Annotated in this window: 25 protein-coding genes and 1 pseudogene; 14 read left to right on the top strand and 12 right to left on the bottom strand. The window is 69.2% G+C overall.

The genetic code is table 11. From position 1 onward, the window contains the following. Nucleotides 1-287: 287 nt before the first annotated feature. Nucleotides 288-2,051, bottom strand: a complete 1,764-nt coding sequence (locus AB4079_RS16065) for an acetyl/propionyl/methylcrotonyl-CoA carboxylase subunit alpha (RefSeq protein ID WP_441788318.1) — start codon at nucleotides 2,049-2,051, stop codon at nucleotides 288-290. Nucleotides 2,052-2,145: 94 nt separating this feature from the next. After that, complete coding sequence (locus tag AB4079_RS16060; protein ID WP_441788323.1) at nucleotides 2,146-2,784, bottom strand: Maf family protein; 639 nt, start codon at nucleotides 2,782-2,784, stop codon at nucleotides 2,146-2,148. 24 nt (nucleotides 2,785-2,808) lie between these two features. Here AB4079_RS16060 and AB4079_RS16055 point away from each other — a divergent pair, with 24 nt between their 5' ends. From AB4079_RS16055 to AB4079_RS16040, 4 genes are read left to right on the top strand one after another with little or no spacing between them, the layout of a single operon-like run. Beyond that, nucleotides 2,809-4,122 carry a class I SAM-dependent RNA methyltransferase gene (locus AB4079_RS16055; RefSeq protein WP_441788317.1) on the top strand — a complete coding sequence of 438 codons (1,314 nt, stop codon included), beginning with the start codon at nucleotides 2,809-2,811 and terminating at the stop codon, nucleotides 4,120-4,122. Between the two features lie 43 nt (nucleotides 4,123-4,165). Then, nucleotides 4,166-4,825, top strand: coding sequence for a response regulator transcription factor (locus tag AB4079_RS16050; protein ID WP_441788316.1), 660 nt, complete (start codon nucleotides 4,166-4,168; stop codon nucleotides 4,823-4,825). Continuing rightward, nucleotides 4,812-6,116, top strand: a complete 1,305-nt coding sequence (locus tag AB4079_RS16045; RefSeq protein ID WP_441788315.1) for an ATP-binding protein — start codon at nucleotides 4,812-4,814, stop codon at nucleotides 6,114-6,116. Before AB4079_RS16050 ends, AB4079_RS16045 begins: the two co-directional genes overlap by 14 nt. Then, entirely contained in the window at nucleotides 6,113-7,135 is a 1,023-nt protein-coding gene (locus tag AB4079_RS16040) for a hypothetical protein (protein ID WP_441788314.1), read from the top strand. The genes AB4079_RS16045 and AB4079_RS16040 overlap by 4 nt, the downstream gene beginning before the upstream one ends. Nucleotides 7,136-7,496: 361 nt before the next feature. Here AB4079_RS16040 and AB4079_RS16035 read toward each other — a convergent pair whose 3' ends face one another. Together AB4079_RS16035 and AB4079_RS16030 are read right to left on the bottom strand one after the other, a co-directional pair. After that, nucleotides 7,497-7,751, bottom strand: coding sequence for an acyl-CoA carboxylase epsilon subunit (locus tag AB4079_RS16035; RefSeq protein ID WP_441788313.1), 255 nt, complete (start codon nucleotides 7,749-7,751; stop codon nucleotides 7,497-7,499). Beyond that, nucleotides 7,748-9,370 (bottom strand): acyl-CoA carboxylase subunit beta, encoded by a 1,623-nt coding sequence (locus AB4079_RS16030; RefSeq protein ID WP_441788312.1) that lies wholly within the window; start codon nucleotides 9,368-9,370, stop codon nucleotides 7,748-7,750. Before AB4079_RS16030 ends, AB4079_RS16035 begins: the two co-directional genes overlap by 4 nt. A gap of 94 nt (nucleotides 9,371-9,464) precedes the next feature. Here AB4079_RS16030 and AB4079_RS16025 point away from each other — a divergent pair, with 94 nt between their 5' ends. Together AB4079_RS16025 and AB4079_RS16020 are read left to right on the top strand one after the other, a co-directional pair. Next, entirely contained in the window at nucleotides 9,465-10,226 is a 762-nt protein-coding gene (locus AB4079_RS16025) for a biotin--[acetyl-CoA-carboxylase] ligase (RefSeq protein WP_441788311.1), read from the top strand. A 6-nt stretch (nucleotides 10,227-10,232) separates the two neighbouring features. Then, nucleotides 10,233-10,790 (top strand): PH domain-containing protein, encoded by a 558-nt coding sequence (locus AB4079_RS16020; RefSeq protein ID WP_441788310.1) that lies wholly within the window; start codon nucleotides 10,233-10,235, stop codon nucleotides 10,788-10,790. On the opposite strand, the gene AB4079_RS16015 is transcribed toward AB4079_RS16020, so the two are convergent. Continuing rightward, a complete protein-coding gene (locus AB4079_RS16015; protein WP_441788309.1) occupies nucleotides 10,752-11,354 on the bottom strand; it encodes a GtrA family protein in 603 nt (200 codons plus the stop codon). The two genes, AB4079_RS16020 and AB4079_RS16015, sit on opposite strands and share 39 nt — an antisense overlap. Nucleotides 11,355-11,469: 115 nt before the next feature. Between AB4079_RS16015 and AB4079_RS16010 the strand changes: the two are divergent. Beyond that, nucleotides 11,470-12,612, top strand: a pseudogene (locus tag AB4079_RS16010) (5-(carboxyamino)imidazole ribonucleotide synthase); the annotation flags it as partial. Nucleotides 12,613-12,639: 27 nt separating this feature from the next. Here the strand turns inward: AB4079_RS16010 and AB4079_RS16005 are convergent. Both AB4079_RS16005 and purE read right to left on the bottom strand, forming a co-directional pair. After that, the gene (locus tag AB4079_RS16005; RefSeq protein ID WP_441788308.1) at nucleotides 12,640-13,998 is read right to left on the bottom strand and encodes an LCP family protein; all 1,359 of its coding nucleotides are present in this window, start codon (nucleotides 13,996-13,998) and stop codon (nucleotides 12,640-12,642) included. Between the two features lie 10 nt (nucleotides 13,999-14,008). Beyond that, nucleotides 14,009-14,512, bottom strand: a complete 504-nt coding sequence (purE, locus tag AB4079_RS16000; RefSeq protein ID WP_441788307.1) for a 5-(carboxyamino)imidazole ribonucleotide mutase — start codon at nucleotides 14,510-14,512, stop codon at nucleotides 14,009-14,011. Between the two features lie 159 nt (nucleotides 14,513-14,671). Between purE and AB4079_RS15995 the strand changes: the two genes are divergently transcribed. Next, nucleotides 14,672-15,895: an acyltransferase family protein gene (locus AB4079_RS15995; protein WP_441788306.1), complete on the top strand. Its 1,224-nt coding sequence runs from the start codon at nucleotides 14,672-14,674 to the stop codon at nucleotides 15,893-15,895. Here AB4079_RS15995 and AB4079_RS15990 read toward each other — a convergent pair. The 3 genes from AB4079_RS15990 to AB4079_RS15980 all read right to left on the bottom strand — a co-directional run bounded on the left by AB4079_RS15990 (nucleotide 15,880) and on the right by AB4079_RS15980 (nucleotide 19,238). After that, complete coding sequence (locus AB4079_RS15990) at nucleotides 15,880-17,058, bottom strand: acyltransferase family protein (protein ID WP_441788305.1); 1,179 nt, start codon at nucleotides 17,056-17,058, stop codon at nucleotides 15,880-15,882. The two genes, AB4079_RS15995 and AB4079_RS15990, sit on opposite strands and share 16 nt — an antisense overlap. Nucleotides 17,059-17,094: 36 nt before the next feature. Continuing rightward, nucleotides 17,095-18,240 carry a glycosyltransferase family 4 protein gene (locus AB4079_RS15985; RefSeq protein WP_441788304.1) on the bottom strand — a complete coding sequence of 382 codons (1,146 nt, stop codon included), beginning with the start codon at nucleotides 18,238-18,240 and terminating at the stop codon, nucleotides 17,095-17,097. 65 nt (nucleotides 18,241-18,305) lie between these two features. Beyond that, a complete protein-coding gene (locus AB4079_RS15980; protein ID WP_441788303.1) occupies nucleotides 18,306-19,238 on the bottom strand; it encodes a glycosyltransferase in 933 nt (310 codons plus the stop codon). Nucleotides 19,239-19,315: 77 nt separating this feature from the next. Between AB4079_RS15980 and AB4079_RS15975 the strand changes: the two genes are divergently transcribed. Beyond that, nucleotides 19,316-19,564 carry a hypothetical protein gene (locus AB4079_RS15975; RefSeq protein WP_441788302.1) on the top strand — a complete coding sequence of 83 codons (249 nt, stop codon included), beginning with the start codon at nucleotides 19,316-19,318 and terminating at the stop codon, nucleotides 19,562-19,564. A gap of 89 nt (nucleotides 19,565-19,653) precedes the next feature. Then, entirely contained in the window at nucleotides 19,654-20,904 is a 1,251-nt protein-coding gene (locus AB4079_RS15970) for a glycosyltransferase (RefSeq protein WP_441788301.1), read from the top strand. Nucleotides 20,905-20,911: 7 nt separating this feature from the next. On the opposite strand, the gene rfbB is transcribed toward AB4079_RS15970, so the two are convergent. After that, nucleotides 20,912-21,901 (bottom strand): dTDP-glucose 4,6-dehydratase, encoded by a 990-nt coding sequence (gene rfbB / locus AB4079_RS15965; protein WP_441788300.1) that lies wholly within the window; start codon nucleotides 21,899-21,901, stop codon nucleotides 20,912-20,914. Between the two features lie 71 nt (nucleotides 21,902-21,972). Between rfbB and AB4079_RS15960 the strand changes: the two genes are divergently transcribed. Continuing rightward, a complete protein-coding gene (locus AB4079_RS15960; protein WP_441788299.1) occupies nucleotides 21,973-22,578 on the top strand; it encodes a dTDP-4-dehydrorhamnose 3,5-epimerase family protein in 606 nt (201 codons plus the stop codon). A gap of 4 nt (nucleotides 22,579-22,582) precedes the next feature. Beyond that, on the top strand, nucleotides 22,583-23,455 hold the full coding sequence (gene rfbA / locus AB4079_RS15955) for a glucose-1-phosphate thymidylyltransferase RfbA (protein ID WP_441788298.1): 873 nt from the start codon (nucleotides 22,583-22,585) through the stop codon (nucleotides 23,453-23,455). Here rfbA and AB4079_RS15950 read toward each other — a convergent pair. Next, entirely contained in the window at nucleotides 23,400-24,320 is a 921-nt protein-coding gene (locus tag AB4079_RS15950; protein WP_441788297.1) for a glycosyltransferase family 2 protein, read from the bottom strand. The two genes, rfbA and AB4079_RS15950, sit on opposite strands and share 56 nt — an antisense overlap. A gap of 88 nt (nucleotides 24,321-24,408) precedes the next feature. On the opposite strand from AB4079_RS15950, the gene AB4079_RS15945 reads away from it, so the two are divergent. Together AB4079_RS15945 and AB4079_RS15940 are read left to right on the top strand one after the other, a co-directional pair. Continuing rightward, nucleotides 24,409-25,257, top strand: coding sequence for an NAD-dependent epimerase/dehydratase family protein (locus tag AB4079_RS15945; RefSeq protein WP_441788296.1), 849 nt, complete (start codon nucleotides 24,409-24,411; stop codon nucleotides 25,255-25,257). Further along, nucleotides 25,254-25,757 carry a GtrA family protein gene (locus AB4079_RS15940; RefSeq protein ID WP_441788295.1) on the top strand — a complete coding sequence of 168 codons (504 nt, stop codon included), beginning with the start codon at nucleotides 25,254-25,256 and terminating at the stop codon, nucleotides 25,755-25,757. The genes AB4079_RS15945 and AB4079_RS15940 overlap by 4 nt, the downstream gene beginning before the upstream one ends. The last annotated feature ends 1 nt before the right edge of the window (nucleotide 25,758 follow it).

Below are 25,758 nucleotides of genomic sequence, written 5' to 3'. Positions count from 1 at the left end.
ACCCCCAACTGAGCTCCCGCACCAACCGCCGAAGCGCCACCCACCAGCAGCCCCAACGCTCGAACCCGAACCTCCAACGACGAATGCGACCCCATCCCAACCCCTCACCGAAAACGAAAGGTGTTGCACTCACCGCACGAACTCACCGACCGCATAACAGGGGAAAGGGCGGAATCCGGGCTCGAGTCGAGCCGTGGTTCCTCCCTTGCCCGATGAAGCAGAAGCGGTCAGGCGCAGCCCGGTTGGGGGATTCGGGGTTGGGCGATGCGGGGTTGGGCGATGCGGGGTCAGACGATGTTGAGCAGGAGGTGGCCCGACGAGACCGTCTCGCCGACGGCGGCATTGATGCCGGAGACCGTGCCGTCCTTGTGGGCGGTCAGCGGCTGCTCCATCTTCATGGCTTCGAGCACCAAGACGAGGTCGCCCTTCACCACAGGGTCTCCGTCAGCGACGGCCACCTTCACGACGGTCGCCTGCATGGGGGCGGTGAGCGAGTCGCCGGTCGCGGTGTCGACCTTGTGGGCGCCGCCACGGCGACGCGGTGCAGGAACCGACGCCGCCTCGCCGGCAACGCCGCCGAGCAGCTTCGCCGGAAGCGAGACCTCGATGCGCTTCCCTTCGACCTCCACCACGACGTTGCTGCGTCGCTCGGCCGGCTGCTGGCCACCCAGCTCGCCCGACCACGGCTCGATCTCGTTGACCCACTCGGTCTCGATCCAGCGGGTGTAGACCGAGAACGGCTCGCCGTCCTGTGGGGCGAAGGCCGGGTCGCGCACGATGGCGCGGTGGAACGGGAGTACCGTCGGCAGGCCGGCGACCTCGAACTCGTCGAGGGCGCGACGGGAGCGCTCGAGGGCCTCCTCGCGGCTGGAACCGGTCACGATGAGCTTGGCGAGCATGGAGTCGAACGCGCCGCTGATGACGTCGCCCGCCTGGATGCCACTGTCGACGCGGACACCGGGGCCGCCCGCAGCCTTGAAGACGTGCACAGGGCCGGGCGAAGGGATGAAGCCCTTGCCGGCGTCCTCGCCGTTGATCCGGAACTCGAAGGAGTGCCCGCGCGGCGCGGGGTCGTCGTAGTCGAGCTCCCCACCCTCGGCCAGGCGGAACTGCTCACGGACGAGGTCGATACCGGTGACCTCTTCGGAGACCGGGTGCTCGACCTGCAGGCGCGTGTTCACCTCGAGGAACGACACGGTGCCGTCCTTACCGATGAGGAACTCGCAGGTGCCGGCGCCCTGGTAGCCGACCTCTTTGAGGATGGCCTTGGAGGAGGAGTACAGCTTCTCCGTCTGCTCCGGGGTGAGGAACGGCGCGGGCGCCTCCTCGACGAGCTTCTGGTGGCGACGCTGCAGGGAGCAGTCTCGCGTCGAGACCACGACCACGTTGCCGTACGCGTCGGCGAGGCACTGCGTCTCGACGTGACGCGGCTGGTCCAGGTACTTCTCGACGAAGCACTCGCCGCGACCGAATGCCGCGATCGCCTCGCGGGTGGCCGACTCGAAGAGCTCCCCGACCTCTTCGCGGGTGCGGGCGACCTTGAGTCCACGGCCGCCACCGCCGAACGCCGCTTTGATGGCGACCGGGAGGCCGTAGACGTCGACGAAGTCGAGCACCTCGGCGGCATCCGCGACAGGGTTGAGTGTTCCGGGAGCCAGCGGAGCGCCGACCTTCTCGGCGACGTGCCGTGCGGAGACCTTGTCACCGAGCCGTTCGATCGCCTCCGGCGACGGGCCGATCCACGTCAGGCCGGCGCCGATGACGGCGCGGGCGAAATCGGCGTTCTCGGCGAGGAACCCGTAGCCCGGGTGCACCGCGTCCGCCCCGGAACGACGAGCCACCGACAGCAGCTTGTCGATGACCAGGTACGTCTCGGCGCTCGTGCTCCCGTCCAGCGCGTAGGCCTCGTCGGCGAGGCGGACGTGGAGGGCGTCGCGATCCTGGTCCGCGTACACGGCGACCGACGCGATTCCGCTGTCCTTCGCCGCTCGGATGACGCGGACGGCGATCTCGCCGCGGTTGGCGATCAAAACCTTGGTGATACGTGGCACAGTTCCCTAGCCTATTGCTCGATAACGAAGGGGATTTGGCCGATCCCCACAAAAATGGATGACCGGAAGCTCATGGAGCCTACAACGAGCCGGTTCACCAGGCCCTGTTCCACAGTGAGGTCCACTCCACACCGAGCTTGCGGACCAGGCCGCGCAGAGTCGAGAGCGAGAGACCCACCACGGTGCTCGGATCGCCCTCGACACGCGTGATGAACGGTCCTCCGAGGCTGTCGATCGTGAATGCCCCTGCAACCTCCAGCGGTTCGCCGCTGGCCACGTAGGCGTCGATCTCGTCGTCGGTGAGATCGGCGAAGGTGACGGACGCGGCAGCGACCGCTCCGGCGGCGGCGTTCTCGCGGCCGTCGCGGTGGTCGATCAGCCAGTGGCCGGAATACAGGACGCCCGTGCGACCGCGCTGCTGCAGCCAGCGCTCGCGGGCGACCTCCGGCAGGTGCGGCTTCCCGTGGATCGCGCCGTCGATCGCGAAAGCGGAATCGCCGCCCAGGATGAGACCGTCGAGCGGTTCGCCGTCCCGTGTTCCCCGCACAGCCTCCGCCTTCAGGCGCGCCAGCAGCTGCACCATGGTGTGGGCGTCGAGCGGGCCGTGATCCGCCTCGGCGGCGGCGACCGCGGCTGGTTCATCGACGTACGACGGCACGACGACCGGCTCGACGCCCGCGGTCCGCAGCAGGGCGAGCCGGGCGGGCGAGGTGGAGGCGAGGTAGAGGCGCATGGTCACCTGTGTAATGCTCGAAGGATGCCCCAGAGAGATGAGGGAGACCTCCCGAAGCGCGAGGTCGAGCTCGACATTACCAACGTCGCCCACGGCGGGGTGTTCGTCGCCCGGCACGAAGGCCGCGTCGTCTTCCTCCCCGACACGATGCCGGGCGAGCGCGTCCGCGCGCGCATCGGCGACACCAGCCACGACCGGTTCTGGCGGGGCGAGGTGGTGGAGATCCTCGAGGCGTCGGCCGAACGGCAGCCGCACGTCTGGTCCGCGGCAGCGGTCGAGCGGCCGCCGGCCGAACGGGCAGGAGGGGCGGAGTTCGGCCACATCCGGCTCCCGCACCAGCGCGAACTGAAGCAGCGGGTCATCGAGGATGCTCTGCAGCGCACGGCGAAGTTCTCATCCGCTGCGATCGCGAGCGCGGGCGCAGACGGGGGCCCGGTCCGCGTCGAAGCGGTCGCAGGCGAAACGGCGGACGGTACGGGATGGCGCACGCGCGTCCGACTGCAGGTCGACGACCGCGGTCGCCTGGGCCCGTACGCGCCGCGCTCGCACACCGTCATCCCGGTCAGCGACCTGCCCCTCGCGACCGAGCCGGTCCAGGCGGCGACGCCCTTCGGTCAGCTGTTCCCCGGTGCCGAGTCGGTCGACGTCGTGGCCACCGGGGTCGGCACGTCGCATGTCCTCGTGAACGACGCGCCGACCCGCACAGGGAACCGCGCCACGCGCAAGCGGCGGATCCCCGTCCCCATCCGGGAGCGGGTGGGGGACCGCGAGTTCCGGCTGGACGCACGAGGCTTCTGGCAGGTGCACCGCGGGGCGGCGCAGACCCTCACCGCGGCGGTGCAGTCCGCGGTCGATGAGGCACTCTTCGACCCCCGGGCGGCCAACCTCGACCTGTACGGCGGTGTTGGCCTCCTCGCCGCGGCCCTCGGCGACCGTTTCGGCTCGACCCTGCGCATCACATCCGTGGAGAGCAGCGAGGCGGCGACCGACGACGCCGCGGAGAACCTCGCGGACTGGGTCGGTGCGTCCGCGATCACGGATCGCGTCGAGCGGTACATCACCCGTGTCGCCGCTGATGCATCCGCCGCTGAGCGCTCGCGGCTGCGCGCTGCGACCATCGTGCTCGACCCGCCGCGTTCCGGCGCTGGGCGCGAGGTCGTCGACGCCATCGCCTCGGTCGCACCCGCGCAGGTCGTCTACGTGGCCTGCGACCCGGTGGCGCTGGCGCGCGACCTCGCCTTCTTCGCGGGTCACGGCTACGAACTCCGGGGGATGCGCGCGTTCGACCTGTTCCCGAACACGCACCACGTCGAGGCGGTCGCCACGCTGACGCGCTGAGGTACTGCCCGGTGGCATGCATTGACCCCCTACGATGGTCAACATGGTGCGGGTGGCAATCGTCGACGATCACGAGTCTGTGCGACTGGGGCTGAAGGCGGCCTGTCAGGACGCGGGGTACGAGGTCGTGCTGACCGCGCCCACCGTGGACGACTTCGTCGCCCAGCTGGGCTCCCAGGAGTGCGACGTCGTCGTGCTGGACCTGTCGCTGGGCGACGGCTCCAAGGTCACCGACAACGTCAAACGCGCGCAGGCCACCGGCGCGGCCGTCCTGGTGCACAGCATCGCCGATCGCGTCGCGAGTGTCCGTGAGGCGCTGGCCGCCGGGGCAGCGGGCGTCATCCCCAAGTCCTCCCCGACGACGACCGTCATCAGCGCGATCGCCACGGTCGCGCGCGGCGACGTCCTCAACAACCTCGAGTGGGCGACGGCGATCGACGCTGACAGCGACTTCGCGAAGGCCCAGCTGGGTCGCCGCGAGCGCGACGTGCTCCACCTCTACGCCTCCGGTCTGCCGCTGAAGGCGGTCGCCGCACAGCTCGGCATCGCCAACTCGACCGCCCGCGAGTACCTGGACCGCATCCGCGTCAAGTACGTCGAAGTCGGCCGCCCGGCGCCGACGAAGGTCGACCTCCTCCGGCGGGCGGTGGAGGACGGCATCCTCCCGGGGCTCGATCCAGAGACAGGCAATGAGCGTTCCTGACGGGGCCCGCGCGGGGCTGCCGCTCGAGTCGGCGAAACCCCGTAACCCCCTCAGCCGCGCTCGCATCGAGCGCATCTCGGACCGCACGGTCTCCGCTTTCGGCCTGGTCTTCGGGCTGCAGACCCTCCCGACGGCTCTCGGCCAGCTCAGTCACCTGCGCGAGCCGTGGGGCGGCGTCTGGATGATCGTCATTTTCGGCGGGCTGGCCCTGACGGTCGTCCTCGCGGTGATCCAGCGCGGCGTCAAGATCGCGATGGGCGTGCTCGCCGTCGTCTATCTCGCCGCTATCGTCACCTGGCCGCTCCTGGTGGACGACCCCGCCGCATTCGGCGCGGATAAGCCGTGGGTCTGGTTCCTCTGCTCCGTGTTCACCGCCTTCGCCGCCGTGGCGTATCCGCTGTGGCTCGCCATCGCGTACACGTTCGTGGCACCGATCGCGTACGGCGTGGTCCGGGCACTGCCAGCCGGAGGCGGCGTCGGCGTCGAGCTGGCCGGCCTGGACACGATCTACGCCATCATCCTCGGTGGAGTCATCCTGGCGATCATCGCCATGATGCGGCAGGCCGCGAGCGCCGTGGACACCGCTCAGAGTCAGGCTCTCGCACGCTACGCGAACGCGGTCCGGCAGCACGCGACGGAGGTGGAGCGCGTGCAGGTCGACGCGATCGTCCACGACAGCGTCCTCACCACTCTCCTCTCCGCCGCATCCGCACGCTCGCCCGAGCAGAAGCAGCTCGCGGCGGCGATGGCCGCGGACGCCATCGGGCACCTGCACGCCGCGGAGGCCGCCCCTCCGGAGGACCAGTCGGCGGTGGGCCTCGACCGCCTCACCGAACGGCTGGTGACGGCCGCAAACGCCTTCTCGTCACCCTTCCAGGTGGAGGTGCGCGATGTCGAGGTGCACACCCTGCCGGTCAATGTGGCCGAGGCCGTGTACTCCGCCACCGTGCAGGCGATGGTGAACAGCATGCAGCACGCCGGCGGCGCCGGGGTGCAGCGCAGCGTCTCGATCCGCGGCGGCGGCCCGTCCGCCACCGTCGAGGTGGTCATCCGGGACGACGGCCGCGGGTTCACCGAGTCGGAGGTTCCTGCCGAGCGCCTGGGACTGCGGATCAGCATCCGGGACCGGCTCGCCAAGGTCGGCGGCCGGGCGCGCATCGAGTCGGAGCCCGGAGTGGGGACGACGGTGGCGATCATGTGGCCGTCCGCTGACAGCCAGATGCCCGGCTCCACTGTCGCGTCAGCGCTGCACGGTCCGACTGTCGCCACCGGATCGGAGGCGGGCGAGTGATCACCCTCAACCGGGTCCTGTTCCTCACGCTCGGGGCGCTCTTCTCGGCCTATCACCTGTTCCTCGCGCTCTCGTCTCTCTCGACGCCGCGCTCGGCAGGGCCGGTCATCGTCGCTATGGTGCTCTACGGGATCGCGACCGTGATCAGCCTGTGGCCGACCAGCCCGACGAAGATGCCGCTGTGGCTGGCCGCCTTCGACCTGGCCGTCTGCGTGGTGATCCCGATTCTGGTGGCCAGCCAGCTCGACGCATCGAAGGACAACGGCTACGCCACCTGGTACGTCGCAGCGGTGGGCACACTGATGACCATCTGCGCCGTCCGCCGGCAGCAGGTGGTGGCGTGGGCCGGCGTCGGGTTCCTGGCCGTCCAGACCGTGATCTGGGCCGGCCCAGGCGCATTGGCGGGACTCGGGGTCATCGGCTCCGTGGTCTGGGTGGGCGTCGCCGTGGTGATCTCCGGCTCCCTCGCCAAGGCGGGTCGCGATGCCCTGCAGTTCGCTCGGGCCGAACGCGAGGCCACCGAGTGGCAGGCCGCCCAGGATGCGCACGTCATGGAGCGCCAGCTCCGCCTGCGCCAGACCTACCGGGTCGCCGCCCCGATGCTGGCGGAGATCGTCCGGCGCGGCGGCGACCTGACCGAAGCCGAGCGGCGCGAGTGCCGCTATCTGGAGGGTGCCATCCGCGACGAGATCCGCGGCCGGCGCCTGCTCAACGACGACGTGCGCCGTGAGGTGATGGATGCGCGCCGGCGCGGCGTGGTCGTCAGTCTGCTGGACGAGGGCGGTATCGACGACCTCGACCAGCGCGGCCTCGAGGCGGTGCTGCGCCGCCTCGCGGAGGCCATCCGCGGAACCACGACCGACAAGCTGATCGTCCGGACCGTGCCTCGCTCGTCCAAGACGGCGGTCACGGTCGTCGGGCTGCGCATGTCCGACGACGGCGCGGCGAACGCGCTCGGAGCGGACTCGGAGGACGACGAGGTCGACCTGTGGCTGGAGATCCCGCGACCCGTCGCCTGAGGCATCACGTCACCGGCGACCGACACCGCTGGGCCTTCACGGCACGTGCTCGTTAACGGGGAAAAGGGCCGACACCCGAATTGTCGGCCCTTTTCAAACCCCGAGTCAGGGCGACAACCCGAATATCGCCCTGACTCGCCCCCAAAGCACTCGCCCGCTTACCCTAGTCGGCGAGTGTTTGGCGGTGTGACTCACGAGGAGAGACACCTAGCAATCTCTATAGTCGTCGGGTTCCCAGTAAATACAAAGTCGTCATTTTGGAGGACATGGGGGACACCGTCCGCCCCCCGTTTGAGGCGCATGCTGTAAATCTGGACCAGCGCCGGTCCCATGCGCACCCCGACCGGGGTACAGAATCCGCTCACCCGGAGAAGGAACGCCACGCTCCTGCGCCCGGGCGCAACTCCGACCGAAGCGCGCGCTGAGTGCGCGCCCAGGCGTCCGGCCCCCGGTCCTCCCGGGCCTCCCTGCTGGCGGCGGCCTGCTCAGCGGCCGCGGCAGCGAGCACAGCCGTCACGGCGGCCACCTCCTCCGGCGTCACGCCGCGCGTGATGAAACGGAGCTGCGACGGGTCGAGGTCCGACCCGGCGGTCTCCTTGGCGTGCGCGCCGCTCACAGCGGGATGTTCCCGTGCTTCTTCGGCGGCAGCGAGGCACGCTTGGTGCGCAGCGCGCGAAGCGCCTTGATGACCGAGACGCGTGTCGCGGCCGGCTCGATCACGCCGTCCAGCTCGCCGCGCTCGGCAGCGAGGAACGGGCTGGCCACGTTGTAGGTGTACTCGTTGGCCAGCTTCGTCCGGACGGCGGCCACATCCTCACCGGCCTCCTCTGCACGCTTGATCTCGCCGCGGTACAGGATGTTGACCGCGCCCTGGCCGCCCATGACCGCGATCTCCGCGGTCGGCCAGGCCAGGTTGATGTCCGCACCCAGCTGTTTGGAGCCCATGACGATGTACGCGCCGCCGTACGCCTTGCGGGTGATGATCGTAACGAGCGGGACGGTCGCCTCCGCGTACGCGTACAGCAGCTTGGCGCCGCGCCGGATGACGCCCGTCCACTCCTGGTCGGTGCCTGGCAGGTAGCCGGGCACATCCACCAGGGTCAGGATCGGGATGCCGAACGCGTCGCAGAACCGGACGAAGCGCGACGCCTTCTCGCCAGCGTCGATGTTGAGCGTCCCGGCCATGGCGCTGGGCTGGTTGGCGACGATGCCGACCGAGCGCCCCTCCACCCGGGCGAAGCCGATCACGATGTTGGGGGCGAACAGCGGCTGGACCTCGAGGAACTCGCCGTCGTCGACGACGCCTTCGATGACGCTCTTGACGTCGTACGGCTGGTTCGGCGAGTCCGGGATGACCGTGTTCAGCCGGCGGTCGGCGTCCGTGATCTCGAGTTCCGGCTCCGACTGGAAGGTCGGGAGCTCGGCCAGGTTGTTCTGCGGCAGGTAGCTGAGCAGGGTGCGCGCGTAGTCGAGGGCGTCCTCTTCGTCGCTCGCCAGGTAGTGCGAGACGCCGGAGATCTTGTTGTGGGTGAGGGCGCCGCCGAGCTCTTCGAAGCCGACGTCTTCGCCGGTGACGGTCTTGATGACGTCGGGACCGGTGACGAACATGTGGCTCGACTTGTCGACCATGATGACGAAGTCGGTGAGCGCGGGGGAGTACACCGCACCGCCCGCGGCCGGTCCCATCACGATCGAGATCTGCGGGATGACGCCGGAGGCGGCGGTGTTGCGGCGGAAGATCTCGCCGTACTTGCCGAGCGCGACCACACCCTCCTGGATGCGTGCTCCGCCCGAGTCGAGGATTCCGATCATCGGCACGCCGGTCTTCAGGGCGTGGTCCATGACCTTGATGATCTTCTCGCCGGCCACCTCGCCGAGCGACCCGCCGAAGATGGTGAAGTCCTGGCTGAAGACGGCGACATTGCGGCCGTGGATGGTGCCGACCCCGGTGACGACGGCGTCGCCGTAGGGACGCTTGGCCTCCATCCCGAAGGCGTGGGTGCGATGGCGGACGAACTCGTCCAGCTCGACGAACGAGCCGTGGTCGAGGAGCAGGTCGATGCGCTCCCGGGCGGTCAGCTTGCCTTTGGCGTGCTGCTTCTCGATCGCGGCCTGTCCACTCGCGGTGACGGCCTCGTGGAACCGTTCCTTCAGGTCGGCGAGTTTGCCGGCGGTGGTGGTCAGGTCGGGGAGCTGTTCGGTCTGACGTGGTTCGGTGTCGGTCACGCCGTTCACTCTACCGGCCAGCCGAACGGCCGTGCCGTTGACGAAACCCTACAAATCCGCCCGCCTGCGCTGGCAGGGTGGCCCAGTGCGAGAGACTGGGTTCGTGGAGTTCCGACGCAGCCGATCCATCGTCCCCGTACTCGAGGTCTTGCCCGAGGCGGGCTCGACCAACGACGTCCTGAGCGCGCGAGCCGGCGACCTGCCGGATCTCGCGGTGCTCGTCACCGACAACCAGACGGGCGGCCGCGGCCGGCTCGGCCGGGAGTGGGTGACCCCGCCGGGGACGGCGCTCGCGATCTCGGTGCTGTTGAAGCCGGTCGGCCTGCCGCCGACGTCGTACGGCTGGTTCCCGCTGCTGGCGGGGCTCGCCATGAGTCGCGCGCTCGGCCCGCTCGTTCCGGGCGGTGTGCAGGTGAAGTGGCCGAACGATGTCCTCATCGACGGCGACAAGGTGTGCGGGATCCTCGCCGAGCTCCTGCCCGGGATGTCCGGGCTGGTGATCGGCGCCGGCGTCAATCTCTCGCAGACGGACGAGCAGCTGCCGACCGACACCTCCACCTCCCTGGCGCTGGCCGGTGCCCAGGATGTCGATGCCGACGTCGTGCTCTCGGCCTACCTCATCCAGCTGTCGACGCTCTACCGGGACTTCCTCGCGGCGGGGGGCGACCCGGTGCGCAGCGCGCTGCGCGACGAGGTGGTCGAGGCCTGCCACACCGTCGGCCGCGCGGTGCGCGTCCAACTTCCCTCCGGCGACGATCTGCTCGGCACGGCGGTCGGTGTCGACGAGGACGGACGACTCATCGTGGAGTCGGATACGGGCCGCACCGCGATCGCAGCAGGCGACGTCACGCACCTGCGGTATTAATTGAGCATGAGCAGCACCATGGACGGGACCTCCGCGCAGCCCGCCCAACCACCCGAGCGCGTGATCGCCCGGCTGCGCTCCAACGCCCGCCGGCTCTTCTGGCCGAGCCTGGTGCTCATCGCCGTCGCTGGTGCGGTCGGTTACTTCGCCGGCCAGGTCGTCGAGGTGTGGCAGATCGTGCTGCTGTGGTCGGCGGCCGCAGCCGTGCTCCTGCTGCTGTTCCTGCTGCCGTTGGCCGCCTGGCTCAGCCGCCGTTACACGATCACTACGCGCCGGCTGATCATCCGGCACGGCTTCTTCGTGCGCGTGCGGCAGGAGCTGCTGCACAGCCGGGGCTACGACGTCGCCGTCCGGCGGAGCTGGCTGCAGAGCCTGTTCCGTTCCGGGGATGTGCTCATCAACTCCGGTCTCGAGCATCCGGTGGTCCTCAAGGATGTGCCCAAAGCCGACCAGGTGCAGCGGGCACTGTCGGAGCTGATGGATCACTCGCAGACCGTCGTGGCCGTGCGGCGTCAGCAGTCGGAATCAGTCACCGACGAGACGACGGTCTGGGGCGCTCGCTAGCGTCGAACCGGTGATCGGCGCCTTCTCGCGCAGTCCGCGCGCGGGACCATGTGCGGGCACGTGCGTGCCCGTTGCGAGCCCGGCGCCCTCGGAGGTGCGCACAGCGCGCGCGGCAGCGCGGTCCGGCGAGAACACCCACCAGCGGTAGAACGCGAACCGGAAGACCGTTCCGAGCGCCAGCCCGACGATGTTGTTGGAGATGTTGTCGGCCAGGAGGCTCTGGTAGCCCAACAGGTAGTGCGACACCCAGACGCACATCAGCGGGATCGCCATGCCGGCCAGGCTGACGACGAAGAACTCGATGCCCTCGCGCGTGGCGTTGTCACTGCGGTTGCTCGCGAAAGCCCAGTACCGGTTGCCGAGCCAGTTCGCTCCGATGGCGACGAGCGTCGCGATGGCGGTCGACCAGAGTGTCTTGTGCGGCACGTTCACCAGAACGACGACCATCAGCACGTTGAACACGACGAGATTGACCACGAAACCGACCGCCCCGACCGCGCCGAACTTGATCAGCTGCGGGAACAGTCGCGCCTTGTGCGCCGGTGTCTCGGTTTCGGTCGTCATGCCCCTGCCTGGAGATGCGGGAAGATGGTCAGTGCGTTCCTTACGGTACGCGGAGCAGGTATCGCGTTCCTGTGAGTTTCCCCGGCCAGTATGAAAAGTATCAGAGAGGCGGACGGCCATGTCTAGTCAGATCGTCGGAGTGATCGGCGGAGGGCAGCTGGCCCGGATGATGATCCCGCCCGCGATCGAGCTGGGGATCGAGATCCGCGTGCTGGAGGAAGCCGAGGGCATGAGCGCCGACCTGGCCGCGAGTGGCGTCGGGGACTACCGCGACCTCGACACCGTCCTGGCCTTCGCCGAGACGGTGGACGTTGTCACGTTCGATCACGAACACGTGCCCCAGGCCATCCTGCACGAGCTGGTCTCGCGTGGCATCCCGGTGCATCCCGGCCCGGACGCCCTCCAGTATGCGCAGGACAAATTGCAGATGCGCGCCAAGCTCAGCGAGCTGGGGCTGCCCGTGCCGGACTGGGCGGCGGTGGAGTCTGCGGACGAGCTCGGGGCGTTCCTGGCGGGCCACGGCGGCCGCGCCGTGGTGAAGACCGCGCGCGGCGGCTACGACGGTAAAGGGGTCCGTGTCGTCTCCGACGCGACCGGCGCCGACGACTGGTTCCTCGCGCTCGCGGAGGACGGCCGCGGCGGCGCCCTGCTGGTGGAAGAGCTTGTCTCGTTCCGCCGCGAACTCGCGCAGCTGGTCGCGCGCCGTCCTTCCGGCGAGATCGCGGCCTGGCCCGTCGTGGAGACCGTCCAGCGCGACGGTGTCTGCGCGGAGGTCCTGGCACCGGCCCCCGGCTCGACCGGGCGCGTCGCGGAGGCCGCCGCCGAGATCGCCCAGCGGGTCGCCGAGGGCCTCGGCGTCACCGGGGTGCTGGCGGTGGAACTCTTCGAGACGACGGACGGGCGGGTGCTCGTGAACGAGCTCGCGATGCGGCCGCACAACAGCGGCCACTGGTCGATCGAGGGCGCCGTCACCAGCCAGTTCGAGCAGCACCTCCGTGCCGTGCTGGACCTGCCGCTCGGCTCGACCGAGGCCCGCGCCGACTGGTCGGTGATGGTCAACATCCTGGGCGGCCCGTCGGAGGGCACGCTGCAGGACCGTTACCCGGCCGCGCTCGCCGCGCATCCCGAGGTCAAGTTCCACGGCTACGGCAAGGCACCGCGACCCGGTCGGAAGGTCGGGCACGTCACCGCGGGAGGGGACGACCTCGACGACGTCGTGCACCGGGCCCGCGCGGCGGCGGCGTTCTTCGAAGGCTGAGCCGGCAGGGGATCGGCCACTCGGCCGTTACGAACCGGCGGGCTTCGCTGTGGCGGGGTGCACCGCTTTCCGCACCAACTGCTGGATCTGCGTGTAGTCGGGGTTCTGCGGGTCGATCGTGGGCGGCACGAGCTCCAGCTGCTGCACGGGCAGCTTGCGGGTCTTGAGACCGAGGTCGACGAAGTAGCCCAGCATCGACTGCGGGATGTCCGTCTTCATCACCTGCGCACCGGCCTTGGCGATCCCCTGAAACTTGGACACCACGTTCACCGGGTTCACCTGCTTCAGGATGGCGTCCTGCAGCTGCCGCTGACGCGCCATCCTGTCGTAGTCGCTCGAGCCGTGGCGCGCCCGGGCGTACCACTGCGCGTGGTAGCCGTCGAGGTGACGATTGCCCGGCTCGATCCACTCGGCGACCCCGTTGAGGTTCTCGTCGCCGCCGATCGGAACGCGATCCTTCACCGTGACATCCACCCCGCCGACCGCGTCGATCAGGTCGGCGAAGCCCTGCATGTCGATGAGGACGTAGTACTGGATGGTCAGGCCGGTGGCGCCCTCGAGCGCATCCCGCATGGCCTCGATGCCCGGCTGACTGTTGTCCTTGCCCGCGTTCGGGTAGAGCTTGGGCTTGTACAGCTCCACCTCGGTGTAGATGGAGTTCAGCTGGCAGACGTCGACGTCGCAGCGGTCCTGGTAGCCGTAGCCGTCGGGGTACAGCGCGTGCAGCGGCGACGAGGTCGGGAACGGCACCGGGTCGAGGTCGCGCGGCAGCCCGATCGTCACCGCCTGGCCGGTGTTCGCGTCGATGCTGACGATCGACATGCTGTCCGGGCGTAGACCGTCGCGGTCGGGGCCGGCGTCTCCGCCGAGCAGCATGATGTTGTAGCGGCCGTCGACGGGAGGTTGGGATGCCGCCGCCGAGAAGATGTCGCTGAGCGCGCCGCGCGCGGAGCCGGCAACGACGGACGCGTACCCCGCTGTGCCGGTCAGGCCGACGAGCACGAGAACGGAGAAGGCGGCGATCCAGCCGCGCGAATTGGGTGCGGTGCGGACCAGACGGACGAGGCGGAGGGTGTCGAGGGTCAGCAGCACCCAGAGTGCGGCGTATGCGATGAGCAGCAGCTGCACGAGCGTGAGGCTGCCGGCCTGGGTGAACATCGTGTAGATGGCGGAGGGGGCGACCAGGTAGACCACTAGGGTGACCACCGCGAGCAGCCACAGCAGCAGAGTCGCGAGCACGCCTACGCGGCCCAACGTGCGGTTGCCGGCGACCACCTGCGCCGAGCCGGGCAGGAGCACGTTCATCGTGACGAGCCACCAGCCGCGCTTCGTCATCGTGTGCGACGAGGAGGCGTCGGGGTGGCGGAGGGGCGTTGCGATCGTCATGGGGTGCGGCTCACAGCTGGGCTTTGAGGGCCTGGTTCTTCTGCTCCACGCTGGCCTCCAGGTCGGCGGCGAACTGCGCGAGCTTCCCCGCCAGCGCGTCATCCGAGGTGGCCAGGATCTTCACGGCGAGCAGTCCGGCGTTGCGCGCGCCGCCGATGGAGACGGTCGCTACCGGCACGCCGGCGGGCATCTGCACGATGGAGAGCAGGGAGTCGAGGCCGTCCAACCGGGCAAGCGGCACCGGCACGCCGACCACGGGAAGGGTGGTGACGGCGGCCAGCATGCCCGGCAGATGCGCGGCTCCGCCGGCCCCGGCGATGATCACGCGGATGCCTCGACCGGCGGCGGCCTTGCCGAACGAGATCATCTTCTCCGGCGTCCGGTGGGCGGAGACGACCTCGACCTCGTGCGCGATGTCGAACTCGGTCAGCACCCGGGATGCCTCCTCCATGACCGACCAGTCGGAGTCGGACCCCATCACGACGGAGACCAGCGGGGAAGTGAATGCGGGCATAGCGATCATGCTAAGTGGCACCCGGCGCGGGACCCGTTAGCCACGCGGGGCGTCCCCAGCTACCCCCTGAACAGGTCACAGGAACTGCCCAGGGCAAGCCCGTAGCGTCGCCCGCCTATGACGGGTACAGGTGGAATGGTGGCAGAAGACAGGAGACGAATGACGGGCGGCCGGCTGGCTGCGCTGGACGGCCTCCGGGGCATCGCCGCGGTCGTCGTCCTCTTGCACCACGCCATGTACACGAACCCCGATTTCCCCGGAACGCCCGGAAGCGGGACCGCCCCGGCCGGGTCGCCGATGTGGTGGATCAGCTACACCCCGCTGAAGCTGTTCACTGCGGGGGTCGAGTCCGTCATCGTGTTCTTCGTGCTCTCCGGTCTGGTCGTCACCCTTCCGGTCATCCGGAAGCGGGGGTTCGACTGGATCGCCTACTTCCCCCGGCGCGCGGTGCGCCTGCTGGTGCCGGTGGTGGCGTCCGTTCTCCTCGCCGCTGTGTGGGTCATGGCCATCCCGCAGACGTCCACCCAGCCGGACGGCACGTGGCTGAGCAACTCGTCGACGCCCCGCTTCGGCTGGGAGTACATCGTCAAGGGCTGGGATCTGCTGGGCGGCGACGGCCAGATCAACAACCCGTTGTGGTCGCTGCGCTGGGAGCTGGTGTTCTCGCTCGCACTGCCGATCTTCGCGGTCCTGGCACTGGCGGTCCGCAAGTGGTGGGTCGGTGGCTTGGCGGCGGCCTGCGCGCTGACCTACCTCGGCGTCCACGCCGGCTCGGGCGAGTTGCAGTACCTGCCCGCGTTCTTCGTCGGCGCGGTGATCGCCGTCCGCCTGGACGCCGTGCGGAACGTCGCCGACCGCATCAACGCCCGCTGGTACCGCCACCCGCTGTGGGCCGGCCTCACGATCGCCAGTCTGCTGCTGCTCATCGCTCCGTGGCTGGTCGGGCCGAACGTGGGCGAGATCACCGAACTCGAGCCGATCCTGAAGGGCATGGTGCCGTTGGCCGCCGCCGGGCTGGTGGTCGTCGCGCTGGGCTGGAAGCCGTTGCGCGCGACGCTCGAGACGCGCCCTGTGCAGTTCAGCGGGAAGATCTCGTTCAGTCTCTACCTCGTCCACGTGCCGATCCTCATCTTCAGCACCTACCTGTTCGCGGGATCGGCATGGTACGTGGGTCCGCTGTTCGGGATGCCGGTCGCCGCGGTCGTCGCCGTCGGCTTCACCTGGCTGATCGAGCAGCGCAGCCACGGCTGGTCGAAGGCGGTCGGGGCCTGGGCGTCCGACCGGTACCGCACCTGGTTCGGCCGCGACGACGAGGGTGCCGACGAGCGCGAAGCAGAGCGGAGCCCGTCCGAGCACCGCGAAGCCGGTCAGCGCTCGGCGTAACGCCGCGCCGGTTGGAAAGCGTCGGCGACCACCCGACCCGCCCACCGCGAGAGGCCGTTCGTCCTCTTCTCCACCAGCCAGTGGAACAGCATCGCCGCGACGATGGCCGTCGCGGCGGCGCAAGGGAGGACGACCGTGAGCGGGGAGCCATCGAACGCATAACGGAAGGCGAAGAGGATCGGCACATGGACGAGGTAGAGGCTGAACGAGATCTTCCCCGCCCAGCGGAACGGCTCGCCGCTCAATAGTCTCGCCGCCGGCCGCCACTCCAGGCAGCAGATCAGGATGCCCAGTGCAGCGATCGGCCACAGCGCGCTCATTCCGCTCGTAAGAACGCGTTCGCCGCCGGGCACGGGAACCAGCCAGCGCAGGATGAGCAGGGCGCAGCTGGCGCTCAGGATGCCGACCCAGGCGAGATGACCGAACCAGCGGCCGGAGAGCATGGCGCCGGCGGCTCTGATCCGGGGCAGCCCGACCGCAGCGACCGTGCCGACGAGGAAGGCCGGAAGATAGCGGAAACCATCCGCGCCGATGTGCGCACCGAAGAACCCGATGACCGTCGCAGCGGCCAGGAGCACCGGCCAGAACCGGCGGGCGACGAGCGCGATGCCGACGAACAGCGGGAGGGTCATCGAGAACACCATCTCCCAATAGATCGACCAGAGCGGGCCGTTGATCCTGTGGTCTCCGGCGAACGGGTCGAGTGCCTGTACCAGTACCTTCCAGTCCAGCGGGTCGATGCTGAAACCCGCCAGCCAGGCACTGATGCCGTCGTGGGGGATCTGCGGTACCAGCACGAGCAGCCCGAACGCCAGCACGACGGATGCTGCCGACGGCAGGCCGATCCTGACCACGCGACGCGGGTAGTAGGCGATCCAGTCGTAGTTTTCCGACCGGAGCACGGGCAGCGCGAGAACGAACCCGCTGAGCACGAAGAACAGGGTCACCGCTTCCGACCCTGCCGTCAGGAGCCGGAGAGGCGTGTAGCTGAACCACCAGGTCAGCGAACCGTTCGCGGGGACGGCGGCGCCCGTGTAGGCGGCCACCATTCCGGGCACGATCATCGCGGTGTGGTGGAGGAGGACGACGATGGCTGCGACGCCGCGAAGCCCGTCCAGCGAAGAGTACCGGTCGCGCCTGCGGGGGTAGAAGGACGTGACCACCGTGGGAGGCTATCAGACCGCGGGAACCGCCCTCGATTAGAGGTCAGCGTGCAGCTGCCACACCCGTTCCGCCGAGTCCCGCCAGCTGAAGGCGCGCGCGCGATCCGAGGCCAGCACGCCCAGCCGTGTGCGGAGCGCGGTGTCGGAGAGCACCCGGCCGATCGCTCCGGCGAGCCGTTCGGGGTATCCGTCGTCCTCGGGGGAGGAGGGCCGATCCACGACCAGACTGGCACCGGCGGCCACCTCCACGAGCGCCGGGTCGTCGGAGTGGATGACGGCTTTGCCGAACTTGAACGCCTCGACGATGGGGAGGCCGAAGCCCTCCGCGACGCTTGGGAAGACGAAGAGGGTGGCGCGGTCGAGCGCGACGGCCAGGTCTTCGTCGCTCAGCCGACCGAGTGCACGCACGCGATCCTCCGGCAATCCCGCCGCGGCGGCGACACCGGTGGCCGTGCCATCGCCGTACCGGTCGGGACCGGCGATCAGCAGCGGGATCCCCTCCGCTTCCGGGCGGGCGATCGCGCGGATCAGCGCCGAGATGCCCTTCCGCGGCTCGATCGATCCCAGCGTGAAGGCGTACTCAGCGGGGAGCTGGAGCCGTTCCGCGCGGGCGTCGGCGTCGGCAGGCAGGCGCAGTGCTGTCGCCGGCGCGCCGCCGATGACCCGGATGCGGTCGCCGAAGTCGAGCTCGGCCGCCAGCCGTTGCGCGACGGCGTGTGTGGGCACGATCACCGCGTCCGCATGCTTCCGCGCGCGTTTGGCCATCGCGCGCGTCCAGCGCGCTGTTCCGGATCCGAGCGTTCCCGGGTGCGTCCACGCGAGGGTGTCGTGGATGGTCACCGTGACCTGATTGACGTCCGCGGCCGGGTCCTGCTTGCGCAGCGGCGCCAGGAGGGTCGGCGAGTGGAGCATCCCCGGTTCGCCTCCCAGCCGGATGCCGGACTGCCAGGCAATGGCCAGCTCACGCGAACCGACCGGGAGCCTCACGATGTCCCGGATGCCGGGAAGACGCAACTGCAACTGGGCCAGTTCGGCGTCCGGCACGTTGGAGACGATGCCCACCACATCGCAGCCCGGAGGTGCCGTGGCGATGAGCTGCCGCGTGAGTTCCTCGGTGTGGCGACGCAGGCTTCGAGGCGAATCGCCGACCAGCTCGTCGAGCACCACCTTGAGGGTCGTCATGAAACTCCCGGAATCGTGATCGCGCGGGTGTCCCCGCTCCAGGCCCAGACCCTATCAGGGCGCTCTCAGTGCCCGCCGGGAACGCTTCGCGGGCGTTCGCCGCCTATGAGGTAGGCGCGCAGCGCCGACGGCATCGGGCCGCGCCGGCGGGCGGCTCCGTGCCAGAGGCCGACGGTGCCCGCGACGAAGTGACGCCAGCGCTGGGGTCCCGCGGACACCGTGGTGGCCAGCAGCAGGGCTTCCCGGCGCAGCAGGCGGAGGGTCCAGCGCGGATAGTGGCGCCCATAGCGGAACGCGAGGTCGACGCTGTTGCGCGCGACATAGTAGTGCCGGAAGGGCTGGTGGTACTGGTAGACCGCCGGGTGACCGTGCCGCGTCAGGGACAGACCGAAGGGGCGGAAAGGGACGACGGAGCCGAGTTCGTGCTCGAGGTCGGTGCCGTCGGCGACGGCGATGAGGTAGCCACGGGTGCGGATGCGCAGGCAGAACTCCGTGTCGACGGCATCGATGACGAGGCGTTCGTCGAAAAGGCCCGCCTCCCGGACGCAGGCTGCGGAGATGACGGCACCCGACTGGATCGCCTCCTCCACCACCCGGAGGCCGCCGAGCGTCCGAGTCCGTACGTCGCGGCGTCCGTCCACGAGGTCGGGGACCACCATGCCGACCCTGGCATCCGCCGGTGCCGTCCGATACACCTCCAGCGCACGCTCCAGGTATCCCGGCCGGATCAGGCTGTCCTGGTCGAGGGTGAGGATGTGACTCGCCCCGCGACGTAGCGCCTCGCGGACACCGCGGTTGAGGGCGGCCGCGATGCCTCTGTTCTGCTCGTCGCCCAGCACCACCAGCCCGTCCCGCTCGTCGAGTGCCGGACCGTGCCCGGCCGGACTGCCGTCGTCGACGACGATGACCGCTGCGCCCTGCGCGAGGATGGCGTCGACCCGCTCGGCCAGCCGATCGTCGGGTTGATAGGTCGGGATGACCGCGACGACGTCCTGCACGGATACCGGCCCTTCTCGCCGCAGTGCGAGGGGGACGCGGCGGTTAAAGTAGTCTACGACGGACGCACGAGGGGTCGGTGGAGCAGGTGACGGACGAAGAGCGGTTGCGGGAGCAGGAGCGCCAGTTGGCACTGATGGACCGCATCCTCGGTCTCGAGGCGGAGGTCGCGGAGTTGAGCGTGGCGCGGTCCCTCTCTCCCGGGCAGCAGCTCGCGGCCGAGCAGGAGCTTGCGCGGCTCCGGTCGAGCGCCGAACTCCGCCTGGGCCACGCCCTCACCGCCCCGGCGCGTATCGCCCGGCGCGCCGTCGCCCGCCGCCCGCGATGAGCGGCGAGCCAGGGGTCGAGCCCGTCTTCGCCGTCCTCTCCGGAGACCGAACCGAATCCCTTCGGACATCCACCGGAGAGTATGTGGTCGTGGTCCGCCACGGGGCCACTCTGTCGTCGGGCGCCGTCGGAGAACTGCGATCGGTGGTCGACCGCTTCGGAGACGTCGACCTGATCTACACGGATGGCCCCGGCGTCCTGCGCCCGGAGCTCTCGCCGCTGCGCCTGCGGGAGCAGGACTACCTGGGCGACGTCGTCGTGTTCCGCACCGCGGCAGCGCGTGCAGCGCTCGCGCAGCTGGGTGACGCGGAGCCGGCGGCGGATCGCCTGGTCTGGGCTCTCGTGCTCGAGGTGATCGCCGCAGGCGGCTCCGCGATCCGCATACCGCGGCCGCTGACGGCGTCGGAATCGCCGGGAACCCCGATGACGCCGAGAACCCCGATGACAGAGGCGGACGCGGAGCTGGTCCGCCTCCACCTCGGCCGGCTCGGCGTCGACGCGACGGTGACGCCCACGCCACGCGGGGTCCTCGATGTCCGGTACGCACTGTCCGGCCGACCCCTGGTCTCGATCGTCATCCCGACGCGCGGGGGTGCCGGCACGGTGCACGGCGAGCAGCGGGCCTTCGTCGTGGAGGCGGTGCGCAGCATCGTCGAACGGTCGACCTACCAGGAGATCGAGATCGTGGTCGTCGCCGACGAGGCGACGCCGAGGACCGTTCGCGATCAACTCGAGGCCATCGCCGGTGATCGCCTGACGATGGTGGAGTGGACGGCGCCGTTCAACTTCGCCGCGAAGATGAACCGCGGTGCCCTGCACGCGCGAGGCGAGTACCTGCTCCTCCTCAACGACGACGTGGAGGTCCTCAGCCCCGACTGGGTGGAGCGGATGCTCGGCCTCGCTCAGCAACCCGGCGTCGGGATGGTGGGCGCGCTCCTGCTCTTCGAGGACGGCAGCGTGCAGCATGCGGGCCACGCGTACCGTCGGGGCGAGCCCACACACCTCGCGATCGGCTGGGCGCAGGATGCGCGGGACACCCTGGACAGCCTCGGCGTCGTCCGCGAAACGTCCGGCGTGACGGCAGCGTGTGCGCTCATGGATGCCGATGTGTTCCGCACGGTGGGCGGGTTCTCGACGCTGCTGCCGAGCAGCTACAACGACGTCGACCTCTGCCTGAAGGTGCGGAGCTCCGGCAGGTCCGTGCTCTGGACGCCGCACGCGCGGCTCCACCACTACGAGTCACGGACCCGCGTCGCCCAGGTGGTGCCCTACGAGAGGGATCTGCTCCTGCGGCGGTGGGGCAGCAGGATCCAGGTGGATCCCTACTCCCGCGAGGTCTGAACGCCGATCAGTTGTCGAGGGCCGCGCGGGACTTCAGCGGCTCCCACCAGGCGCGGTTGTCGCGGTACCACTGCACCACGTCGGCCAGACCCTGCTGGAACGGCACCAGCGGCTCGTAACCGAGCTCCGACTGGATCTTGGAGATGTCGACCGAGTAGCGCAGGTCGTGCCCGAGACGGTCGGCGACCCGGTCGACGTACGACCAGTCCTTGCCGGTCGCGTCGAGCAGCAGCTGGGTGAGCTCCTTGTTGGTGAGCTCGGTGCCGCCGCCGATGTTGTAGATCTCGCCGGCGCGGCCGTTCACCAGCACCATGGCGATGCCGCGGGTGTGGTCGTCGACGTGCAGCCAGTCGCGGATGTTGTTGCCCTCGCCGTAGAGCGGGACGTGCTCGTCGTCGATCAGGTTCGTGACGAACAGCGGGATGACCTTCTCGGGGAAGTGGTACGGCCCGTAGTTGTTCGAGCAGCGGGTGATCGAGAGGTTCAGGCCGTGCGTGCGGAAGTAGCTGCGCGCCAGCAGGTCGCTGCCTGCCTTCGAGGCGGAGTACGGGGAGTTCGGCTCCAGCGGCCGGTCTTCGGCCCAGGAGCCCTCGGCGATGGAGCCGTAGACCTCGTCGGTGGAGACGTGCACGAAGCGCTCGAGGTTGTTGCGCAGGGCGGCGTCGAGCAGCTGCTGGGTGCCCAGGACGTTCGTCTCGACGAAGATCGACGCGTCGCGCACCGACCGGTCGACGTGGGACTCCGCCGCGAAGTGCACGACCGCATCCACGCCAGGGAACAGCTCGTCGAGCAGGCCGCCGTCGCGGATGTCACCCTTGACGAAGGTGTAGCGCGGCGAGTCGGCGACCGAGGCGAGATTCGCCAGGTTGCCGGAGTAGGTGAGGGCGTCGAGCACGACGACCTCTGCGCCTTCGAGGCCGGGGTAGGCATCCTGGAGCGTGCGGCGGACGAAGTTGGAGCCGATGAAACCGGCGCCACCTGTGACGAGAATCTTCATGTTGTGATGGGTGCTTTCTGTCGGCAAACGCCTTTGAGTCTAGCGGTTGGCTCGATTGGTAGACTCCTGAGGTGCAAATCCGAGAACTAGCTGTCCCCGACGCCTACGAGATCACGCCGAAGCAGCACGCGGACGACCGCGGGGTGTTCCTGGAGTGGTACCGCTTCGACCGCCTGGAAGAAGCGGTCGGCCACTCCCTCGACCTCCGCCAGGGCAACACCTCCGTCTCCCGTCGTGGTTCGGTGCGCGGAATCCACTTCGCCGACGTCCCGCCGAGCCAGGCCAAGTACGTGACCGCGCCCTACGGGGCCGTGCTCGACTTCATCGTCGACATCCGGGTCGGCTCGCCGACGTTCGGTACCTGGGACACGGTGCTCCTCGACGACAAGGACCGCCGCGCCGTCTACATCGGAGAGGGCCTCGGACACTGCTTCATCGCTCTCACCGACGACGCCACGGTCAGCTACCTGGTGACCGACGTCTACAACCCGACCGCCGAGCACGGCATCGACCCGCTCGACCCGGAGGTCGGCCTCGACTTCCCGATCGAGCGAGAGGCCCTCCTGGTCTCGCCCAAGGACACGGACGCGCCCACGCTGCTGGAAGCGCGCGACTCGGGCATCCTGCCCACGTGGGACGCGGCTCGCGCCTACTACGCCTCGCTGAACGGAAAGTAGGAACGTGCGCGGAATCATTCTCGCCGGCGGCTCCGGCACGCGACTCTGGCCCATCACCAAGGGCATCTCGAAGCAGCTCATGCCCATCTACGACAAGCCGATGGTCTACTACCCGCTGTCGACCCTGATGATGGCCGGCATCGACGAGGTCCTGATCATCACGACGCCCGAGTACAACGACCAGTTCCGGGCGCTTCTCGGAGACGGCAGCGACCTGGGCGTCCGGATCGAGTACGCCGTGCAGCCGTCGCCCGACGGACTGGCCCAGGCGTTCATCATCGGCGAGGAGTTCATCGGCGACGAATCGGTCGCGCTGGTCCTCGGCGACAACATCTTCCACGGAAGCGCGCTCGGGGCATCCCTCCGGCAGCACACCGACATCGACGGTGCCGTCATCTTCGCCTATCAGGTGAGCAACCCGACGGCGTACGGCGTCGTCGAGTTCGACGACAACTTCACCGCGCTGTCCATCGAGGAGAAGCCCACCGCGCCCAAGAGCAGCTATGCGGTGCCCGGCCTCTACTTCTACGACAACTCCGTCGTCGAGATCGCGAAGACGATCGAGCCGAGCGCCCGCGGCGAGCTGGAGATCTCCACCGTCAACGAGCGTTACCTGCAGGCGGGCAAGCTCCAGGTCGACGTGCTCGACCGCGGGACCGCGTGGCTCGACACGGGGACGTTCGAGTCGATGATGCAGGCGTCCGAGTACGTGCGCGTGATCGAAGACCGTCAGGGCTTCAAGATCGGCTGTGTCGAGGAGATCGCCTGGCGCGCCGGGTGGATCGACGACGACCGGCTCGCAGAGCTGGCACAGCCGCTGGTCAAGAGCGGCTACGGGAGCTATCTGCTGGAGCTTCTGGCCCGCGAGCGTTCCTGACCTTCCGCCGGTTCCGCGTGACGAGAACGGTCACGCGGAACCACAGGCCGAGCTTGAGCGCCCAGCGCAGCGGCGCCTGGTACCAGTGCGGGTAGCGCTTGGCCAGATAGCGGTAGGCGCTCTCGTGGTGGATGCGCAGCATCCGGTCCGAGATGTCGGTCGTCGAGTGCGCGCCGGTGTGGGTGACGACGGCCTTCGGGTCGTACACGTTCGACCATCCGGCCTGGCCGATGCGCAGGCCAAGGTCGACGTCTTCGAAGTACATGAAGTAGCCGTCGTCGAACCCGCCGAGCTGGTCGAACGCGGCGCGTCGCACCATCTGGCACGCCCCCGAGAGCCAGCCGGACGTGCGCACATCGATGGTGGCGTCGGCGTGGTAGGCGCGGGTCCACGGGTTGCCGGACCAGATCGGCTCCAGGATGCTGTGGCCGATCCCCGTCCGCAGCGACGGCAGACGCCGGGCCGAGGGGTACACGGTGCCGTCCTCGTTGAGGATCTTCGGGCCGACGGCCCCGGCGGACGGGTCCGCGTCGAGCAGGCGCGACAGTTCGGCCAGCGCGCCGGGCGCGAGGCGGACGTCCGGGTTCGAGATCAGGATGTGCTCGTGTTCCGCGGTGAGGGCGGCCACTGCCGCGTTCATCCCCGCTCCGTATCCGACGTTCTCCGGCAACTCGATCAGCGTGGCGGACCACATCGCCGCGATCTCCCGCAGCCGGACGATGTCCGTCGTCCCGTTGTCGGCGACCACCACCTCGACGTCGTTCCCGCCGTCGGCGCGTACCGAACGCAGGAAGTCGTCGATGACGGCGTTCGAGTTGTACGTGACGGTCACGACGGCGGCGGCACGCGGGGTGGGGGAGGACATATGCCGTCCAGTCTAACCAGCCCGTGCTGCGGCCGAAGCGGCACAGGGACGACCCCGTAGACTGTTTGACCGTGTGGAAGGAGACTCGATGAGCACGCAGACGGTGATGGTGACGGGCGCCGGCGGATACGTGGGTCGGCACGTGGTGGCGGCCCTGCTGGACCGCGGCCACCGCGTCCTCGCAGTCGTGCGCTCGATCGAACGGGCCGAGGTCGATGACCGGGCCGAGCTCGTGGAAGCCGACATCCTCGCCCCCGGCTTCAGCATCCGGTCCGCCTCCGCCGAGCGGCCCGACGTCCTCGTGCACCTCGCCTGGACCGACGGTTTCGTGCACAACGCGCCGTCCCACATGCTCAACCTCTCGGCGCACTACGCGCTGCTCGCCGACGCCGTCGAGTGGGGCGTTCCGCGCATCGCCGGTCTCGGCACGATGCACGAAATCGGCTACTGGGAGGGCGCCATCGACGCCGACACCCCGACCAATCCCAGCACGCTCTACGGCATCGCCAAGGACGCCCTCCGTCGTGCGGCCTTCGCGACGCTCGCGGCGAAGACGGAGCTCGCCTGGCTCCGTTGCTACTACATCTACGGTGACGACCGGCGGAACCACTCCATCTTCACCCGCCTGTTGCAGGCGGTGGACGAGGGCAAGACGACGTTCCCCTTCACGACCGGCAAGAACAAGTACGACTTCATCGACGTCGCCGAGCTCGGGCGCCAGATCGCGGTCGCGGCCACCACCGGCGGTCTCGTCGGCACGGTCAACTGCGGAAGCGGCACGCCGGTGTCCCTCGGCGACCAGGTCGAGGAGTTCATCCGCGAGAACGGGCTCCCGATCACGCTGGAGTACGGTGCCTTCCCCGACCGTCAGTACGACTCGCCCGCGGTCTGGGGTGAGGCGACGGTCATCCGGGAGCTGATGGCGTCCGAGGCGTGACCGTGGAACGGATTCTGCACGCGGCGATCGACCTTCTCCGGAACTACGCGCTCAAGTTCGGAGTCGTCGGGATCGTCGCGTACATCGTCGACGTCGCGGTCTTCAACGCTCTCAGCCTGGGGCTGTTGGGCAGCGGTACTCCCTGGGCGTCACCGATCGTCGCTCGGACGATCGCCTTCATCGTTTCCACGCTGGTCGCTTGGATCGGCAACCGGTACTGGACCTTCAGCAGCAGCCGGCGTTCGGACACGGCGCGGGAACTGTTCGAGTTCATCCTGGTCGCCGTCGCCGGTATGGGGATCGTGCTCGCCTGCCTCTACGTGTCCCACTACCTGCTCGGTTACACGTCACTGCTCGCCGACAACATCTCGTCGAACGTCATCGGCTTCGTGCTCGCCACGGCCTTCCGATTCCTCGCCTACCGCTACTGGGTGTACGGGGAGAACAGGAGCGGACGCATCCGCACGGCGCCGGAGCCTCGCGACACGAACGTCTCCTGAG

Origin of the sequence: Leifsonia sp. 2MCAF36, assembly GCF_052115525.1 — a bacterium.
Taxonomy (GTDB): domain Bacteria; phylum Actinomycetota; class Actinomycetes; order Actinomycetales; family Microbacteriaceae; genus Leifsonia.
The sequence above is the reverse complement of the archived record's forward strand: the minus strand, read 5'-3'. Positions and strand labels throughout refer to the sequence as shown.

What these genes read in the sequence shown, in the direction of transcription:
- rfbB (WP_441788300.1), bottom strand. Translation starts at nt 21,901, where the DNA reads ATGAAGATTCTCGTCACAGGTGGCGCCGGTTTCATCGGCTCCAACTTC.
- AB4079_RS16005 (WP_441788308.1), bottom strand. Translation starts at nt 13,998, where the DNA reads ATGACGATCGCAACGCCCCTCCGCCACCCCGACGCCTCCTCGTCGCAC.
- AB4079_RS16055 (WP_441788317.1), top strand. Translation starts at nt 2,809, where the DNA reads ATGCCCCAGAGAGATGAGGGAGACCTCCCGAAGCGCGAGGTCGAGCTC.
- AB4079_RS16050 (WP_441788316.1), top strand. Translation starts at nt 4,166, where the DNA reads ATGGTGCGGGTGGCAATCGTCGACGATCACGAGTCTGTGCGACTGGGG.
- AB4079_RS16045 (WP_441788315.1), top strand. Translation starts at nt 4,812, where the DNA reads ATGAGCGTTCCTGACGGGGCCCGCGCGGGGCTGCCGCTCGAGTCGGCG.
- AB4079_RS15950 (WP_441788297.1), bottom strand. Translation starts at nt 24,320, where the DNA reads ATGTCCTCCCCCACCCCGCGTGCCGCCGCCGTCGTGACCGTCACGTAC.
- AB4079_RS16060 (WP_441788323.1), bottom strand. Translation starts at nt 2,784, where the DNA reads ATGCGCCTCTACCTCGCCTCCACCTCGCCCGCCCGGCTCGCCCTGCTG.
- purE (WP_441788307.1), bottom strand. Translation starts at nt 14,512, where the DNA reads ATGCCCGCATTCACTTCCCCGCTGGTCTCCGTCGTGATGGGGTCCGAC.
- AB4079_RS15995 (WP_441788306.1), top strand. Translation starts at nt 14,672, where the DNA reads ATGACGGGCGGCCGGCTGGCTGCGCTGGACGGCCTCCGGGGCATCGCC.
- AB4079_RS16015 (WP_441788309.1), bottom strand. Translation starts at nt 11,354, where the DNA reads ATGACGACCGAAACCGAGACACCGGCGCACAAGGCGCGACTGTTCCCG.
- AB4079_RS16020 (WP_441788310.1), top strand. Translation starts at nt 10,233, where the DNA reads ATGAGCAGCACCATGGACGGGACCTCCGCGCAGCCCGCCCAACCACCC.
- AB4079_RS15985 (WP_441788304.1), bottom strand. Translation starts at nt 18,240, where the DNA reads ATGACGACCCTCAAGGTGGTGCTCGACGAGCTGGTCGGCGATTCGCCT.
- AB4079_RS15945 (WP_441788296.1), top strand. Translation starts at nt 24,409, where the DNA reads ATGAGCACGCAGACGGTGATGGTGACGGGCGCCGGCGGATACGTGGGT.